Origin of the sequence: Halomonas sp. HAL1 (assembly GCF_030544485.1) — a bacterium.
GTDB lineage: Bacteria > Pseudomonadota > Gammaproteobacteria > Pseudomonadales > Halomonadaceae > Vreelandella > Vreelandella arctica.
The window spans coordinates 2,100,970-2,116,946 of the sequence record NZ_CP130610.1 but is presented as its reverse complement, the minus strand read 5'-3'; the positions used below and the strand labels follow the sequence as shown (position 1 = coordinate 2,116,946).

The 15,977-nt window shown below is 54.4% G+C and carries 14 protein-coding genes and 2 pseudogenes; 3 read left to right on the top strand and 13 right to left on the bottom strand.

Translation table 11 applies throughout. The features are described 5' to 3' along the window. Nucleotides 1-502: 502 nt before the first annotated feature. From Q3Y66_RS09920 to Q3Y66_RS09890, 7 genes and pseudogenes are all read right to left on the bottom strand, one after another. Nucleotides 503-613, bottom strand: a pseudogene (locus Q3Y66_RS09920) (JAB domain-containing protein); the annotation flags it as partial. Between the two features lie 61 nt (nucleotides 614-674). After that, a complete protein-coding gene (locus tag Q3Y66_RS09915; RefSeq protein WP_008957892.1) occupies nucleotides 675-2,015 on the bottom strand; it encodes a four-carbon acid sugar kinase family protein in 1,341 nt (446 codons plus the stop codon). Next, a complete protein-coding gene (locus Q3Y66_RS09910) occupies nucleotides 2,006-3,280 on the bottom strand; it encodes a ribulose-bisphosphate carboxylase large subunit family protein (protein WP_008957893.1) in 1,275 nt (424 codons plus the stop codon). Before Q3Y66_RS09910 ends, Q3Y66_RS09915 begins: the two co-directional genes overlap by 10 nt. Before the next feature lie 59 nt (nucleotides 3,281-3,339). Then, the gene (locus Q3Y66_RS09905; protein ID WP_008957894.1) at nucleotides 3,340-4,296 is read right to left on the bottom strand and encodes an NAD(P)-dependent oxidoreductase; all 957 of its coding nucleotides are present in this window, start codon (nucleotides 4,294-4,296) and stop codon (nucleotides 3,340-3,342) included. Nucleotides 4,297-4,307: 11 nt separating this feature from the next. After that, nucleotides 4,308-5,600: a TRAP transporter large permease gene (locus tag Q3Y66_RS09900; protein WP_008957895.1), complete on the bottom strand. Its 1,293-nt coding sequence runs from the start codon at nucleotides 5,598-5,600 to the stop codon at nucleotides 4,308-4,310. Between the two features lie 2 nt (nucleotides 5,601-5,602). After that, nucleotides 5,603-6,115, bottom strand: coding sequence for a TRAP transporter small permease (locus Q3Y66_RS09895; protein ID WP_008957896.1), 513 nt, complete (start codon nucleotides 6,113-6,115; stop codon nucleotides 5,603-5,605). 71 nt (nucleotides 6,116-6,186) lie between these two features. Beyond that, the gene (locus tag Q3Y66_RS09890; RefSeq protein WP_008957897.1) at nucleotides 6,187-7,161 is read right to left on the bottom strand and encodes a TRAP transporter substrate-binding protein; all 975 of its coding nucleotides are present in this window, start codon (nucleotides 7,159-7,161) and stop codon (nucleotides 6,187-6,189) included. Nucleotides 7,162-7,367: 206 nt separating this feature from the next. Between Q3Y66_RS09890 and Q3Y66_RS09885 the strand changes: the two genes are divergently transcribed. After that, on the top strand, nucleotides 7,368-8,417 hold the full coding sequence (locus Q3Y66_RS09885; RefSeq protein ID WP_303319547.1) for a LacI family DNA-binding transcriptional regulator: 1,050 nt from the start codon (nucleotides 7,368-7,370) through the stop codon (nucleotides 8,415-8,417). 325 nt (nucleotides 8,418-8,742) lie between these two features. Here Q3Y66_RS09885 and Q3Y66_RS09880 read toward each other — a convergent pair. From Q3Y66_RS09880 to Q3Y66_RS09855, 6 genes and pseudogenes are all read right to left on the bottom strand, one after another. Next, nucleotides 8,743-9,347: pseudogene (locus tag Q3Y66_RS09880) on the bottom strand (integrase core domain-containing protein). Between the two features lie 30 nt (nucleotides 9,348-9,377). Then, entirely contained in the window at nucleotides 9,378-9,761 is a 384-nt protein-coding gene (locus Q3Y66_RS09875; RefSeq protein ID WP_008957900.1) for an alpha/beta hydrolase, read from the bottom strand. 186 nt (nucleotides 9,762-9,947) lie between these two features. Continuing rightward, nucleotides 9,948-10,373, bottom strand: coding sequence for a Rid family hydrolase (locus Q3Y66_RS09870; RefSeq protein WP_008957901.1), 426 nt, complete (start codon nucleotides 10,371-10,373; stop codon nucleotides 9,948-9,950). A 187-nt stretch (nucleotides 10,374-10,560) separates the two neighbouring features. Beyond that, nucleotides 10,561-10,818: a hypothetical protein gene (locus Q3Y66_RS09865; protein WP_008957902.1), complete on the bottom strand. Its 258-nt coding sequence runs from the start codon at nucleotides 10,816-10,818 to the stop codon at nucleotides 10,561-10,563. Next, complete coding sequence (locus tag Q3Y66_RS09860) at nucleotides 10,818-12,245, bottom strand: ATP-binding protein (protein WP_008957903.1); 1,428 nt, start codon at nucleotides 12,243-12,245, stop codon at nucleotides 10,818-10,820. Before Q3Y66_RS09860 ends, Q3Y66_RS09865 begins: the two co-directional genes overlap by 1 nt. Next, entirely contained in the window at nucleotides 12,214-12,585 is a 372-nt protein-coding gene (locus Q3Y66_RS09855) for a winged helix-turn-helix domain-containing protein (protein WP_008957904.1), read from the bottom strand. Before Q3Y66_RS09855 ends, Q3Y66_RS09860 begins: the two co-directional genes overlap by 32 nt. A 79-nt stretch (nucleotides 12,586-12,664) precedes the next feature. Between Q3Y66_RS09855 and Q3Y66_RS09850 the strand changes: the two genes are divergently transcribed. Next, nucleotides 12,665-12,913 (top strand): hypothetical protein, encoded by a 249-nt coding sequence (locus tag Q3Y66_RS09850; RefSeq protein ID WP_008957905.1) that lies wholly within the window; start codon nucleotides 12,665-12,667, stop codon nucleotides 12,911-12,913. Next, on the top strand, nucleotides 12,910-15,972 hold the full coding sequence (locus tag Q3Y66_RS09845; RefSeq protein ID WP_008957906.1) for an efflux RND transporter permease subunit: 3,063 nt from the start codon (nucleotides 12,910-12,912) through the stop codon (nucleotides 15,970-15,972). The genes Q3Y66_RS09850 and Q3Y66_RS09845 overlap by 4 nt, the downstream gene beginning before the upstream one ends. Nucleotides 15,973-15,977: the final 5 nt, after the last annotated feature.

Genomic DNA, 15,977 nt, shown 5'->3' with positions numbered 1-15,977 from the left:
ATTTAGGCGATATCACTAAACGGACAACAAGGCTGACAGAGGGTCCCCTTGATGTATCGAAAATCTATAACCCGGGGGATCGCATCTTCGTCCGTGAAAGCGACGCACATTTGCTCCAATCAGTCGACCGCTTAATGAACGACCTAATTGAACGCTTTTCTCCAGTTTGGCAAAAGGTATATGAGAGACGGGATCGTAAAGTGATTGGAACAATCGCGCGTTTTGCGTTTATGTCCATATCAGAAGAGCGCAACTTGCTGGTTCACACAACTCAGTGGGGAGTGAACCCCCGTGTTAGTAAGTCTGGTCAAAATGAAAATATACAGAAAGAGCCCACTTTCGCTTTAGATATCAACTGAAGTAATGAGATCGAACCTAACCGGTCGCTGTTGCCGAACAATTTTTTCTCCGCTTTGCGGCTCAGAACCTGCCGCAAAGCTTCGTGTTATATCAGAGACGACTAAAAGGCAGCTTTTGGCCGTTTGCCGCCTTAACCAAAAAATAAAGCTTGCCTGATTACTAGAGCTGCCTCGCTGGGTTCGGGGTCTCCATTGGGGTGATTGTGTACCAGGATGGCCGCTGCGGCATTGTAGGCAAGGGCGGCTTTTAGTACCAAGCAGCCTAGCCTTTAATAGGATATGGAGAGAGAAAACCAGAGATATGTCGGTAGTTGATCAGCCCATATTGGCATCTCGGATCCGCACAATAAAAGCATCGTCCCCGACTTGGCCACCTTTGAATGCCACCTGAAGGCCATCGAAATCAGGATCACTACTGTGTGCGGTGCATAGCGGGGACCCAGGCGTCTGCGGTAACGGCATGAGCGTAGTTAAGGCATGGATACCAAGTTCCTGAATCGCATGGCTTGATGTATCACCACCGGCAACCAAAACGCGGGTTAGCTGCTCGGCGCGAACTAGGTCACGGAGTAGACCACCCAGTCGTCGGCCTATGGCATGTGCAGTGCTGTTATCCTGTAATGATGCCAGGCTGGAATCTGGGCCAAGCGCTGTATAGATCACCACGCTACGTCCTTTAGCGAGTGCCGCCAGAGCCTGCGAGCGAACTGCATCGAGCTCGGTGCTCGCCAGGGTGTCATTGGCTAAGCGCGAAGCGTCTGCCCGCAAGGCGGTAAAGCCATGTTTCTCGGCGTAGCGAATCTGACGAGCCGTGGTCTCGGAACAACTTCCTGAAACTACAGCAATACGTTCCACGGGTTCGGGATTAGAGAAGGTCGGTGGTCTTTCGACTAGTCCTAGTCGTTGCCATTCTGTTAGTAGCGCGTACTCAACCCCGGAAGAGCCGATTACAAACCCACCATTTTTGGGCCGGGTGCGCCATAGCTGGCGTCCTACTGTTGCCTGGCTTGATGAATCAAGTACATCGTAAAGAAGCGCCGCATAACCGGAACGAATGCTATCTACACGAGCATCAATCTGGGGATCGGCTAGAGTTACAAGATCAATGAGTCCAATGTCGAGTGCAGTCTGTGTTGCCAGATGTCGTCGCAAATCAGCCTCATGCATCGGTGTTACTGGATGCCTAGACATGATCGGATGGCGGTCGATACGGTAGATCTCTCCCTGAGCCGCGGCAAAGAGTTGGCCGAAGAATGTGTAACGGCGCAGTTGTGGGGCACCAACGACAATGGGAACGCCATCGTGACCAAAAATACCATGTCCGATCTCAAGGGCACGGCCGATGCTGCCTACATGAGGCGCACTGTCGAAAGTAGAGCATGTTTTGTAATGGCATAGAGCTGCGCCTTGATCGCGCAGCCAAATCAGCGATGGTGTCAGGTGCTGATCCATCCAATCAGGCGACTCACTTCGGCTTGTTCCTGCTAGGCCGATAGCTCGGCAGTGGCGGAATTTTTGCAGTTGATCCTCGTCAGGTATCGTTGTGAATAGCACAGTATCCACGCCTTGACTTGCGAGAGCCTCCATCGCATCGGTGGATCCCGTCAGGTCGTCACCGTAGTAAGAAATCAGTGGGGCAGAATAACTCAGGGGCATCGACGAAAGGTCTCCAAGGCCCTTGCTAGTTCAGTGTGCTCACGAGCGTAGTCGTTTACGTCGATGCCCTCCACTGCGGCCTCCCAAGCCTGACGAAGACTCCTGACACCAGCGCCGATTCCATCGGGGTGCGCCATGATGCCACCGCCAGCGCAGAAGATTAGATCGGTGCTAGTGATGGCAGAGTAGGTGTCAGCTGCCTGGTCGGCAGTCTGGCCGGAAGAGAACACTGGCATCACTTCGCAACCGGGATTCGGAGGATCGAACATGGGTGTCAAGCAGGCACGGGCGCTGGCAATGACACTTGCATCCTCCTCGCTGAACTTATTGCGCAAACCATTAACGTGAATATGATCGACTCCCACCAGGCGCCATAGTTTCTGGTAAGCCACGAAACTCATGCCCAGATGTGGTGAGCGGCTTAACATTCCCCACCCCGCTCTGTGGCCATGCAGAGCCACTTGGCAGTGACGCCTCAGTTGGCTCACCCCAGTGAGGCCAACGGCGTTAAGGGCGACCATTACGCAGCTACCACCAGCTGCCACCACATAGTCGTGATGATCGCGCATTTCATCGGCTTCACCCGTGATGTTGAAGGCGTACATTACCTTTCTTCCAGTGCGTTCGGCGTGATCCCGGATAAGCGGCATCACTGCATCGACTCGTTCTTTAAAAGGGTTGTGGGGGGCATTGGCCTGCAACTCATCATCCTTGATGAAGTCGATCCCTCCCGCTAATAGCTGACTTACCACCTCTGCGGTGGCACTAGGTGAAAGCCCAACGCTTGGCTTGATAATCGTTCCAATCAGTGGGCGACCTTGGATTCCTGTAAGTTCGCGGGTACCGGCTATACCAAATTGCGGCCCAGGGTACGCCTCAGCGAATGGATCCGGTAGAGACAGATCGAGCAATTTAAGCGCTGAAAATTCCTTAAGCTCAAAAAGGTTGCCTGCCACTGTCGCGAACAATGCAGGTAGCGAGGTGCCGAGGTTAGCCAATGGCCAGGACAGGGTGACGCGTGCTTGTCGGTAGACAGGATGGACACTACCTGTCTGAAGAGCTGGTATTGGTAGAGATGGGGTATAGTTCGTTCCCAAAGGCTCGATATGCTCAACGCGAGCGCCGTGCGCCTCGCGCAGCGCATCTGTTTCGTTTTCCAGTCGAGTAAAGGTACCGCATGACTGTTCACCGGCCATTACTTCGGCAGCATGCTTAAGCGGATAAGGCGTTTCAATCAGGTATGTAGCCAGAATACGCTCACTCATGATCGACCTCTCTCAAGTGATGTAGCGACAGTCTCAATAGTTGATTAAGTGAAAGACATTTAGAGGTGGTTTGTCTTCTGCAACCATTGCCAATAATCCATAAGACCCTCGCGGATATTGGTAAACCGGGGTTCAAAGCCAAGCTCCTCACGCGCGCGTGAGATGTCTAAGGGTGAGCCCCGTACAACGAACGGACCTGGCCCCAGTTGTACATTGGAGGTTTTGCCAGTGATATCAGCTACCTCATCAATGATTTTGAGGTGGTCGACGGGCACTCCGCTGGAAATATTGAAGTTGCGCTTTGTCACCTGGGGCTTTTCAAATAGCTTCACGATGCCGGTAGCAGTATCCAGTACATGCGTCCAATCCAATGATTGTTGTGAGCCATTGGAAGCCTGAATGTTATCGAGCCCTTCAAGAGGGCCGAATAGCCCTTGATAGACTTTGTGCATGTGTGAAGGTCGCTTACCGGGGCCGTAGACAAAGAAGAGCCTAGCATTGCGGATATCCATGCCGAACGTGTCGCTGTATTGCAGGCCATAAAGCTCGCCTGAAATTTTCGAGGCGCCATAGAGATCGGTTGCCTTATAAGGAGTGTCTTCGTGCTGAGGCCCCGGCGCATCGCCATAGACTGCCCCGGAGCTCATGTTGACGACCTTGTTGATGCCCAGAATACGACACGTCTCGTATACGTTGAGTGTTCCCATGGCATTAATCGATACATGCTTGTAGGGATGCTCCTGGAAGTATGGCCCGGCGATCACCGAGACCCCATGGATGACACCTTCGAGTTCGTCGCGGTGGCGTAGGAAAATCTTGAAGATGCTGTGGTAGTCGAGGACGTCGACTGACTCGAGTGTAAGCAGGTCCCGCACTTCCTCAAGATAATCCAAGCCCAGGCTATCGAAGCGATTGGCAGCGGTGTCACAGATAACTACCTGCTTCCCCTGTTTTGCCAGTAAGTAGGCGACCCAGGAACCCACGTGGCCAAGGCCACCGGTGATGAGAACTGACATATTAGGTCTCCTTAATTCAAGATAATGTTCGGAAGGAACATGACGATGGAAGGGAAGCAGATGATGATGAGCAGTACGATGAAGAGGGGGATATAGAATGGCATCGTTTCTCTCACCAACACGCCGAACGGCAGGTTAGTGATCTTCTGAACGGTGAACAACACAGTACCGACGGGAGGCGTTATCAGGCCGATCATCAGAGTGAAAATCATCACCACCCCGAAATGTATCGGGTCGATGCCGTATTGCACTATCACCGGCACCAGCAGTGGAGTTAACAGGAACAGTGCCGGAACCGAATCGATGAATAGGCCGATTAGTAGGATGAACAAAGCCAGCAGCAGCAGTAAACCTAGTGGGTCGGTCACTGTTGCGAGCAGAAATTCGGCAACTAGCGAGGTGACCTGGTAACGCCCCAGCACCCAGCTGTAGAGGGCACTACCTGCAATAATGAACATCAGAGCCGCCGAGTCGATGGCAGTATCGCGCAGAATGCTGATGAACTCTCGAAAGCTGATGGAGCGATAAACCACAAAGGCAATGAACAAGCAGTAGACCAAGGCAACCACTGAGGCCTCTGTAGGGGTGAAAACACCGCTTAGGATGCCCACGATGATGATGAGCGGTGTTAGCATCGGCAGTACGCCGCGTATTAGCGCCGCCGTGAAGTCTTGGAAACGAGCGCGAGCTCGGGTAGGAAAACCACGTCGATGCGAGATAATGGCGACCATCACCATAAGGCCTAATCCCATGAAGAGGCCGGGGATAATAGATGCTAGGAAGATGCCAGCGATTGAGGCATTGGCCAGAGCACCATAGATGACGGCGGGAATACTAGGCGGAATAATTGGACCGATAGTGGCCGAGCTCGCCGTGACAGCAGCACTAAAGCCGGTAGGATAACCATCGTCTTCCATGGCCTTAATTTCCAAAGCACCTAGTCCGCCAGCATCCGCAACTGCAGAGCCCGACATGCCAGCGAACAGCATGCTAGCGACAACATTGACATGGCCCAGCCCTCCCTTCAGGTGGCCCACCATCGTTCTTGCGATGTCGAAAACGCGGTCAGATATACCTGCGCTGTTCATTAGCCGACCAATAAGAAGAAATGCCGGGATAGCAAGCAAGGTAAAGCTGTTGACACCATAGAGAGTGCGTTGGGCGATCATTTCCATCGGAATGGCATCGAAACCACGCGTGTATCCCAGCACCATTGCTGAAGAACCTATCATGGCAAAAGCGACGGGCACTCCTAGCATTAATAGGACGATCAATCCGACGAACAGGATGACGAAGACTTCCATAGTCATTCACTCCAGTCATTTTGAATGGCGGGCAGCTTGATAAAGATGCGTCGATATAGATCACCTATCAGCAGTCCAATCATCATCCACGCCGATATGAGCTGAATCAGGTAGATATAAGAGAAACTCAAACGGAAAGTACTAGCCAAAATGCCTGAGGTTCTCTCCATCATGTTCCATCCGCCAATGGCCAACATGAGCAGCACTACGATGCAAATGATATCGGCAAGGCTTGCCACAATGCTGCGCACGCGCGGCCCCATCAAATCGGTCACCACGGTGATACGAATGTGTTCCTGATAACGCAGGGCTAGTACCGAGCCCAGGAAAATCTGGGCCAGGAAAAGGTAGCGAGCGGCTTCATCGGTCCATGATACGGGTATGCCTAGCGCATATCGTGAAATCACTTGGATAGCCATGATTGTCAACATCAGCGCGAAGGCTGTCGTGACGACAGCGGTTAGGAGTCCCCAGAAAAGAGCAATAGCACGGTTTATATGATTCGCGGCTGTCATAGGCGCCTCCGGTCGAATGACTTGGTTGACTAGAGAAGGCGACCTAATATTGCCGGGTCGCCCTTGGCGACTTACTCGAGCAGTGAGTTTACGTATTCGCGAACATTGGGATGGTAGTTTTCAATGATTTCCCTGACTGCGGGTTCGGCTGCCTCGCGGAAGGCGTCCACATCGCTATCAACAATGGTCATGCCAAGTGACGCTAGTTCTTCGAGGAGATCTTGCTGACCGCTGATAATTGTTTCGTCGCCCCACTCGGTAGCGTCTTTAATTGCGGTCATTATGATGTCGCGATCTTCGTCAGAAAGGCTTTGATAGAAATCTTCATTCATTAACCAATGAAAAAAGGAAAAGACATGTTCAGTTCTGTTTAGATGATCCTGCACATCGTAGAGCCTTCCTGAGTAAATCAAGTCGACAGGGTTTTCCTGCATCTCAATCACACCGGTCTGGAGCGAGGTATAGACTTCTGGCCATGCGATAGGACTTGGTAGGGCGCCAACCTCTTCCCATATTTGAATCCAGGGCGCTATTTCTGGTACCCGCAAGCGGACACCCTCAACATCTTCTGGTGTGTTGACGGGGAAATTCGAGGTCAGGTTACGCGGGTTACGCTGAGAGAGCCCAACCAGACGCATGTTACCGTTGGCGATTAGGCGCTCGTTGAGCAATTCCCCGGTTTCACCTTCATAGACTTCTCGGGCCTCCTCGCTTGAGCGATAGACGAAGGGAAGGTCAGCAGAAGCGAATTCTTCGGCGTAAAGCGTCATGGGCATAGAGCCACCCAAGGCGATGGAATACTCACCGAAACTGGCACCTTCTAAATGGTCACGCTCACCACCGACCTCTGTGCCTAGAAGCGATACGGTATACCTACCATCTGTTTCTGTCTCGATAGTCTCCTTAAGACGTTCCCCGACCTTGAACATAGTGTCGGATGGTTCGACGTGGATAGCGATAGAGAGTTCGTTGGCACTGGCTTGGGCTGCGATTCCTAAGCTGGCTAGGCTAGCGAGGATGATTCCGCGTGCTGTTGTTGTAGTCATTTTGCATACACCTCCGGAAGTTCAGTATGAGTGGCGTTAGCATTGATTCTGATATTGAGCCTGCAATGGTATTAGCGATGCCATTAAGATCGAATCTGCGTGATGCGAGGCCACTTTTTAAAAGCTAGCACGTGTTATTTGGTAGCGCTACCATTTCGCTTCTTATCCTTTAGAATGAGAATATAGAATGGCTTTTATTTAAGGAGATGATGTTGAAACAGACCCCTATAACGCGATCACGTCGGCGTCACCGAGGAACAGATAGCGTAACAATACAAGATGTAGCGTTGGAGGCAGGTGTTGCTCCGATTACCGTTTCTCGTGCACTCAATACGCCTGAGAGTGTGTCTGCCAAGCTGCGAGAACGTATAGATCAGGCTGTAGCTAAGCTCGGCTATATGCCCAATCTTGTTGCTGGTGGTCTGGCTTCGGCAGGGATGCGTATGATTCCGGTTGTGGTGCCATCGTTGTCTATTTTGACCTTTATTGAGGTGATCCATGGTATTCAGCAGACCCTTGAGCAGGCTGGGTATCAAGTGCTACTGGGATCAACCGACTTCGATTTGGATCGCGAGGCCAGCCTCATTGACTCATTGCTTGGTTACTCGCCTTCTGGCGTCATCCTAACAGGGCTTCGTCATCACGTCCGTACTGCAAAACGTCTCAAAAACTGGGGACGCCCCGTGGTCGAAATCATGGAGCTAGGTGACGAGTGTATAGACATGAATGTCGGCGTTGATAACCATGCAGCCGGAGCCTGTATGGCACAACATTTACTAGACAGAGGCTACAAAAGTATCGCTTATCTCGGTACTGGTATGAGCCGAGATTATCGGGCTATGCAACGTTTCGAGGGTCATCGGGAGGTGCTGAAGACATCGGGAGTTGAATTCGATCTGCTATTTCGTCGCGAGGAGCCGTCATCCTATGAAGCAGGGCGCCTCTTGTTCCTAGAGGCACTGGAAACGCGGCCGGATTTAGACGCGTTACATTTTGCTAACGATAATCTTGCCGCCGGGGCGCTAATGGAAGCTAATCGGCAAGGCATATGTGTGCCTGAAGAAATCGCGATTGGTGGTTACCTCGGGCTATCGCTAGGTGAGCATCTTTCCCCACGGCTTTCGACCATTACCGTGCCGCGATACGAAATGGGCGTCGAGGCAGCCAAGATGATGCTTTCAAGACTTGAAGGCAGGCAACCACCAGCCCCGAGGTTGGATATTGGCTATGAACTCAAGGTGAGGGAAAGCACCTGAACGTTTATTTGGACGTTGGCGATTTTTACTATGGTCATTTTGTTGGTTTTAGTAACCAGTGTTACGACATTAGATATCAGCTACTTAACCCGCTTTGAGTTTGCCGTGGGTCATGGTTGCATCCAAAAAAATAAGACACCAGGGTGGTAGCCCTGGCGTCTATATAGTAAATGATCGATTGGTGTATCTATGGGAAGGTCGTGTCACGCAGCCATCACTTGAGTCATTCTGCGCTCCATCTCTTCATGGAATGCCTCAACGCGTTCGGCAATGGTGCGAATCAAGATATTGTCGCGTTGAAATCGCTAGAAAGTATGCTCCGACGTCACCCCATCTTCAGTAGCCCGGGTTTAGAGTCAGAAGTAACTTTATCGTGTTTTACCACCAGTTGCTCGGCATAGGCGGAAGGCGTTAACCCTCCCAGTCCCTTCTTCGGTCTTTCCTCGTTGTATTCCCGTCGCCACGCCTCGATGATTACTCTCGCGTGATGCAGACTGGTGAACCAGTGCTCATTCAGACATTCATCTCAAAAGCGCCCGTTGAACGATTCGATATAGGAGTTTTGATTGGGTTTGCCAGGTTCGATTAAAAACAGGGCAACACCGTGTAGATGCGCCCATGACAGTATGGCGCGCCCACAGAATTCCTTGCCATTATCCGTACGAATGGCACTAGGTAGCCCACGCAGTAAAGTCAGATGATCCAGTATCCTTGTTAAAGCCAGTCCGCCAATGGCTCGGTCAGGCACGATAGCCACGGCTTCATGAGTAGCTTAGCATCGGGTACGCTCATGCCGACGAACTTGCTGCGCCATAGATAGTAACTGGCTTCTGAGAAACCGTGTAGACGGCATAGCTCTTTGATGGGCAGTCCCGCTTCGGCTTCGCCCAGGAAACCAATGATCTGTTCTTCGCTGAAACGCTTCTTCATGTCCAATCTCCTTACCCATAGGGTCGGACTCTAAAGTGTAACGCTACTCAATCTGGGAGTGACGTCGCAATCATCATTATCTGGCAGCATCAGATCCGCGGGGCGAGTGCCGTGGCCAGGCAGCAGGATGGAGCGAACCAGCCAGCCATCATTCGCCATATCGGTAGCAATAACAATGAAATACCACGGGCTTGCGCCCAGTCCATGCACTAACAGGATACCGCGTTTCGCCGGCCTATCAGGACGGAGCTCAAACGGAGTATTGGGCTCTTTTTCAAGGTCGCGGCCTTCACTGATAAAGGCGCGGTTATCGGCAATCCATGCACGTGTTTCGCGCGCATATTGATCGAAACTCTCCTGATCATAGCGAGGCAGGTTTTCTGAGGGTTGAAACCCCGGCGAATCCGGTGGCACGGCGCAGGAAGCCAGCAATTAAAAGTGCGAAGAGTAGAACGTTCAGGCGGCTAATCATGAAACCCTCTCTGTAGGTGCTTGCCTCTAACAGAGAGCTACAATGTGCTCCCCTTATTTAGAATGATCGTGCAACCGGGCTGTGCGGTGTTTAACGAGCAGCGTTATTATTTTGTGTGTTACGGTCATTTAGCTGTTTAATGCAAAACTCGGCAGTACTGCCTCAGCCTCGATAGCGATCAGCCATTCCGGTTCGGCAAGGCCGTACACAATCAACCAAGTAGCAGCTGGCGGTGAGATGGGGAAGCGATGCTTCAACGCTTCTATTACCACATGCTGGTCGTAGCGAGCGGCTTCGGCTAAGTAGATTCTCAGCATCACGACCCGTAAGAGATCGCCACTGAGGCTCGATAGCAACCGTTCGATATTATCCAGTGCCGCCTCTGTCTGCTCGGGAAGTTCTGGGCCCGCCAGCTCTCCTGTCTTATCCACCCCAACCTGACCAGACATCAATACACGAGAGCCTCCCTGAACTAATACGGCTTGGCTATGACCTCCGATCAAGGTATCGGGCAGGTTGGACGGATTTAAGGGTTTGCGTCTTAAAATTTGCATTACAACCTCCTTCCTCAGCTCATGGGTTCGCTTGCAAGAATTATTGATCGGTCAATCGTGCGTGATTCTCTGTTGGGTTAGCAATTATCGCTAGCTGACAATATCGGCCTACTTTACTTTCTCGTTTCTTACTGAAAGTACGTTTGCATCAAAACGGTCTCTAACGAAGAGTGCGCAAGCATCCCACTTAAAGCAGGCCTGCCGTGAGCGCCTTGAGTGTGGCCGCAGCATGAGTGGAACAGTTGAGTTTTCGGGAAATGTTCTCGACATTGGGGCCGGCGGTACTGAGACTGATACCCAGTGTGCGGGCGGTCTCTTGATTACTCACGCCATTGATAACCAGCTTGGAGACTTTGTCCTGGTTGGCCATTGCTGGGGTGGCATGACGAGCTCCGAGGCGGGGATCACCCATGCCACTGCCTTTCAAATGACCTTGAGTGGGCATTAATCTTGACGGTGGTGCACTCGTTCGCTAGTAGAATTTTCCCAGGAATCGTTTTCACTGGCATCGTTTTCGCTACATAGCGTCATGATCAATCCAGGGTGGGCGTTGTGGGCGGTCAGCGTCCAGGCGTGTGCCATAGCAATCTCCTGGCAGATGGCCAATCCTAAACCGGCGCCATGGTCGCGCCGATGGGCACCTCGCCAGAATCGTGCGAACAATAGCGGGAGTTGTGTTGCATCGACGCCAGGCCCGCGGTCACGCACGGTTATGGTATTGCTTTGGATCTCCATGCTGACGACGGTCTGCGCGGGGGCATGCTGGATGGCGTTCTCTAGCAAGTTCTTGAGCAGAGTGAAGCATGCCCCGCGATCAGCCTCCCATGTCACCTTATCGTCGGTGGCGAGTACCGTTAAATGCACGTCGGCGGACTCCGCCATGCGTTGCAAGTAGGTGGAAGCTTCGTGGGCAATGTCGTGCATTCGTACAACGCTAAACTGGTAGTTATGCGCCTCGCTCGCTTCGGCCAGAAGTAGCAGTTGTTGCACCTGCCGCGTCATATACTCGACATCGCTCAATAGCTCCTTGCGGTCATTTCGCCCCTCCTCAAGCAACTCAACCTGCCCGCGGATCAGCGCCAGTGGCGTTTTTAACTCGTGGGCCGCGTGGCCGAGAAACTCCTGCTGCAGGCGATAACCCTGCGCGAGACGTTCCAGGGCGTGATTGAAACTATCTACCAGCGGGGCAATTTCCACAGGCACTGAGTCCGTATCGAGCCGAGCGTCTATAGAGCGCGGCGAGATGGCCGCGGCGGACTCCGATACGTCTCGCAACGGCTTGAGGGTGTAGCGCAGGGTAATATAGGCGCATAGCCCGAAGGCGACGAACAGCACGAGTCCGAACACCGCCACGGCAGCGACCACCTGCGGAAATGACACGGTATAGACGACATCCAGGAACCTCGCACTGACTGCGAATTGCAGATACCACCTTCGCCCCTCATGATTGAGGGGTTGCGTGGCGCCATAGAAGGTCTTTCCCTCATGCTCGAAGGTGAAGTTGCCGCGTGCCAGCGGAACAAGACCGCCGTCGGCCGGCCAGAACTCCTCACCAGAACTCGAAAAGACGGCCACGTTTCCGGCTTCATCCAGAATCCGGTAAGCCGCTTCGCGCTGCGGACCCTCGTACAGCCAGGCACGGTCCTCCAGACTCGAGTCGAAGCCGACGGGCCGGCCGCGATTGTCGAACTCGATATTGTCTACTAGCCCCTCGGCCGCGTCGGCCAGATCCATACGAGCCAGTAGATCGCTCTGAAGCACCACTGCTGCGGCAATTACCAGCAGTGTGATACTCAGCACCATGCCCGCCACATAGGCCAACAGCACTTTCAGCCTTAGGCTATTTAGTGTTATCCGCTTGACGAAGCGCATACCCCATCCCTCTGACGTTGGCTATCCGCTGGCGTGAGCCGATGGCCAGCAGCTTGCGGCGTAAACGGTGCAAGGCGACATCCAGTGCGTTCGGTGTTACCGCTTCGCTAAGGCCCCAGGCCGCCGCTTCCAGCGCGCTGCGGCGTACGACCTCATCGTGCTTGTATAACAGCAACTGCATAATGTGCAGCTCCGCCGGGGCAAGGGTAATGCTCTCGTTCCCGCTGAACAGAACGCCGCTTTCCGTATGCAGTCTCAGGTCGCCATGAATGGGGTCGATTGAATGGAATTCCGCAGGGCGGCGTAGCAAGGCACGGACACGTGCCACCATCTCATCCATGGCAAACGGCTTGGGCAGGTAGTCGTCGGCACCGGCTTCGAGGCCTTCTAGCCTGTCATGTAGCGCATCGCGCGCCGCAGTGCAACTACGCGACGGTTTTGGCTACGTCCATCGCGTCAGCGATGAAGGCCAAATAACGGAGCAGAAAGTGGCCCTGGGCCAGCACACGGAAGATCGAATCGAAATTCGCGCCGGGATTGAACCCGATGCCCGAGTGGTCGCCTCGGGCGGTGCTTTTCTCGGCAACGGTGACCAGGTGCGGGTGATGGAGGGAGAGCCGTTTCATTCACCCCAAACGAACGATACCGACGCCGAGGAGGGGGTATGACGCTTAATACCTCATCCTGGGCGATTCGCAATCCTATTCCGGTTGTTCTGCTCTTCATCCTATTGACCTTCTGGGGGCTCATCTCCTTCCGAGGCTTGTTTATTCAGGATTTGCCGGATGTGCAACTGCCCCTCGTGGAGGTCTCCGCCTCGTTGCCGGGGGCGGCCCCCGCCTTAATGGAGAACGAGGTCGCCCGCAAGATCGAGGACGCCATCGCTACCGTCTCCGGCGTCAAAAACATCTCTACAACGCTGACGGATGGCAATGCCGACATTGCTATTGAATTCAGACTGGAAAAGTCCTTGCAAGAGGCTCTTGAGGATGTGCGCGACGCTGTTGCTCGCATCCGCTCGGAGCTACCCGCCGACCTGCGTGATCCAGTGATTCGGAAGGGGGAGTTTTTCAGTGAGCCGATTGTACGCTACGCGGTGAGCTCCTCCGATCTAGACGATGAGGCACTCTCCTGGTTCGTCGATGACAAAATGACCAAGACCGTCTTGTCGGTGCCAGGCGTTGGCTCGGTTCGGCGTATCGGCGGGGTCGATCGCGAAATACGCGTGGCATTGGATCCGGATCGTCTGCTGGCGATGAACACGACAGCGTTGGATATCTCACACCAGCTGCGCCAGGTGCAGTTGGAGGCGCCCGGTGGGCGCGTGGATGTCGGCGGCGCCGAACAGGCCGTGCGCATCATCGCCAACGCTGAATCCGCAGCTGAGCTTGCGACGATGGAGCTGGCACTCAGCGATGGCCGCCGTATTCGTCTTGATGAGGTGGCGACGGTGACCGATACCGTGGCCGAGCGGCGCTCAATGGCACTCTTGAATGGCGTGCCCGTCGTCGGCGTCGAGATGACCCGTGCCGAGGGGTACGGCGAGGTGGATGTGGCCGAGGGGGTGCAGGCTGCTGTTGCCGACTTGCAGGCGCAATATCCCCATGTCGAGGTCGAAGAAGCCTTCAATTTTGTTGGGCCAGTGCTGGAGAACTACCAGGGCTCCATGCACATGCTATTCGAGGGCATGGCGCTGGCGGTGCTGGTGGTGTTCTGCTTTCTACGCAATTGGCGAGCCACACTGATAGCGGCGGTCACGCTTCCGCTGTCGATCATCCCCACCTTCGCTTTCATGCACCTGGTGGGCTTCTCGCTCAATGTGGTGACGTTGCTGGCGCTCTCGCTGGTGATCGGGGTGCTGGTGGACGATGCCATTGTCGAGATTGAGAATATCGAACGGCACCTGCTAATGGGCAAGCCCCCGCGCCGGGCCGCCATGGACGCGGCGGCGGAAATTGGCCTGGCCGTTGTCGCCACTACCTTTACATTGATTGCCGTTTTTCTGCCCACGGCCTTTATGAGCGGCACCGTCGGGCAATTCTTCGTTCAGTTCGGTTGGACGGCCTCGGTAGCGGTGCTGTTTTCGCTGCTGGTGGCGCGCCTTCTCACGCCCATGCTGGCTGCGTATCTGCTGCGCAAACCCCAACATCCCTCGCGCGATCCAACGTGGATTAACTACTACTTGATCGTTGCTAAAGGGTGCCTGCGCCACCGTAAGACGACGCTCCTCGCGGCGGCGGCCTGCTTTGCAGGAGGTATCTGGCTGGCCTCGACCCTGCCGGGGACCTTCATACCCCCCGATGATAATTCCCAGACGCAGGCGACGCTCACCTTGCCGCCCGGTAGCACCTTGTCTGAAGCGGAGGCGCTTGCCGAGCAGGCACGCTCACGACTGGAGACGCAACAGCATGTAGTCAGCGTCTTCGCGGCCGTCGGTGAGGACTCCGGCAGCAGTGACAGCGATGTGACCTCGGTGGAACTGACCGTTGGTTTGGCGGATCGCGCAACCCGCGCGGGCGTTACGCAGCAAGACATAGAGCAGCAGTTACGTATTGCACTCGCCACGCTTCCCGGCGTGCGAACTCGCGTAGGTGATGAGGGGGATGGCTATGAGTTGGTGCTTGCCGGTGAGGATAGCCGGGTGCTTGAACTGCATGCCCGTCAAGTCGAGCGGGAGATGCGCGCCATTCCCGGCATCGGCGCGGTGAGTTCGACGGCCAGCCTGGTCAGGCCTGAACTCATTGTACGCCCTGATTTTGCCCGCGCCGCCGACCTTGGAGTCTCGGCTCAGGCCATCGCCGATACGCTGCGCATCGCGACCGTGGGCGATAACGCCGAGGATCTTCCTAAGTTGAATTTCAGCTCGCGTCAGGTGCCGGTGATGGTCCGACTGGCGGATGCCGCTCGGGAGGATATGGCGACCCTTAAACGGCTGCCTGTGCCTGGTGTTAATGGGAGGAGGGTGCCACTCGAGAGTGTTGCCTCCTTCGAGTGGAGCAGCGGTCCTTCGGAAATCACCCGGCATGACCGTCTGCGCAACGTCAATTTCGAGGTGAGCCTACAAGGGCAGCCTTTGGGGGAAATCGAACAGGCCGTGCAGGCACTACCCAGTTTACGTCAGTTGCCGCGCGGCGTGTTTCAGACAGCAGAAGGCGATGCAGAGGAAATGGCGGAGCTTGTCTCAAGCTTCGGGATTGCCATGCTGACCGGTGTGCTGTGTATCTATATGGTGCTGGTGCTGCTGCTCAAGGATTTCATGCAGCCGGTCACTATTCTGGTGGCTCTGGTGCTCTCCGTACCTGGGGCTTTCCTGGCGCTGTTCCTCACGCAGACGCCCGTGTCGCTGCCCGCCATGATCGGATTGATCATGCTGATGGGCATCGCCACCAAGAACTCGATCCTGCTGGTGGACTACATCATCATCGCCCGTCGCGTGCATGGGTTGGAACGCGTGGACGCCATTCTTGATGCCTGCAAAAAACGTGTCCGGCCCATCGTGATGACCACCATTGCCATGGGGGCGGGCATGATGCCGATCGCCCTAGGATGGGCTGGCGATCCCAGCTTCCGGGCCCCCATGGCCTTCGTGGTCATTGGCGGACTGCTCACTTCAACGCTTCTGAGCCTGCTGGTTATCCCGGTGGTGTACAGCTACGTGGATGACATCGGCAATATTCTGGGGCGGTTCAAGCTGCCCCCAAACCACGCAACGCAAACATCGGAGTAGAAATT

What these genes read in the sequence shown, in the direction of transcription:
- Q3Y66_RS09915 (WP_008957892.1), bottom strand. Translation starts at nt 2,015, where the DNA reads ATGCCCCTGAGTTATTCTGCCCCACTGATTTCTTACTACGGTGACGAC.
- Q3Y66_RS09910 (WP_008957893.1), bottom strand. Translation starts at nt 3,280, where the DNA reads ATGAGTGAGCGTATTCTGGCTACATACCTGATTGAAACGCCTTATCCG.
- Q3Y66_RS09905 (WP_008957894.1), bottom strand. Translation starts at nt 4,296, where the DNA reads ATGTCAGTTCTCATCACCGGTGGCCTTGGCCACGTGGGTTCCTGGGTC.
- Q3Y66_RS09900 (WP_008957895.1), bottom strand. Translation starts at nt 5,600, where the DNA reads ATGGAAGTCTTCGTCATCCTGTTCGTCGGATTGATCGTCCTATTAATG.
- Q3Y66_RS09895 (WP_008957896.1), bottom strand. Translation starts at nt 6,115, where the DNA reads ATGACAGCCGCGAATCATATAAACCGTGCTATTGCTCTTTTCTGGGGA.
- Q3Y66_RS09890 (WP_008957897.1), bottom strand. Translation starts at nt 7,161, where the DNA reads ATGACTACAACAACAGCACGCGGAATCATCCTCGCTAGCCTAGCCAGC.
- Q3Y66_RS09885 (WP_303319547.1), top strand. Translation starts at nt 7,368, where the DNA reads ATGATGTTGAAACAGACCCCTATAACGCGATCACGTCGGCGTCACCGA.
- Q3Y66_RS09870 (WP_008957901.1), bottom strand. Translation starts at nt 10,373, where the DNA reads ATGCAAATTTTAAGACGCAAACCCTTAAATCCGTCCAACCTGCCCGAT.
- Q3Y66_RS09865 (WP_008957902.1), bottom strand. Translation starts at nt 10,818, where the DNA reads ATGCCCACTCAAGGTCATTTGAAAGGCAGTGGCATGGGTGATCCCCGC.
- Q3Y66_RS09860 (WP_008957903.1), bottom strand. Translation starts at nt 12,245, where the DNA reads ATGCGCTTCGTCAAGCGGATAACACTAAATAGCCTAAGGCTGAAAGTG.
- Q3Y66_RS09855 (WP_008957904.1), bottom strand. Translation starts at nt 12,585, where the DNA reads ATGGATGAGATGGTGGCACGTGTCCGTGCCTTGCTACGCCGCCCTGCG.
- Q3Y66_RS09845 (WP_008957906.1), top strand. Translation starts at nt 12,910, where the DNA reads ATGACGCTTAATACCTCATCCTGGGCGATTCGCAATCCTATTCCGGTT.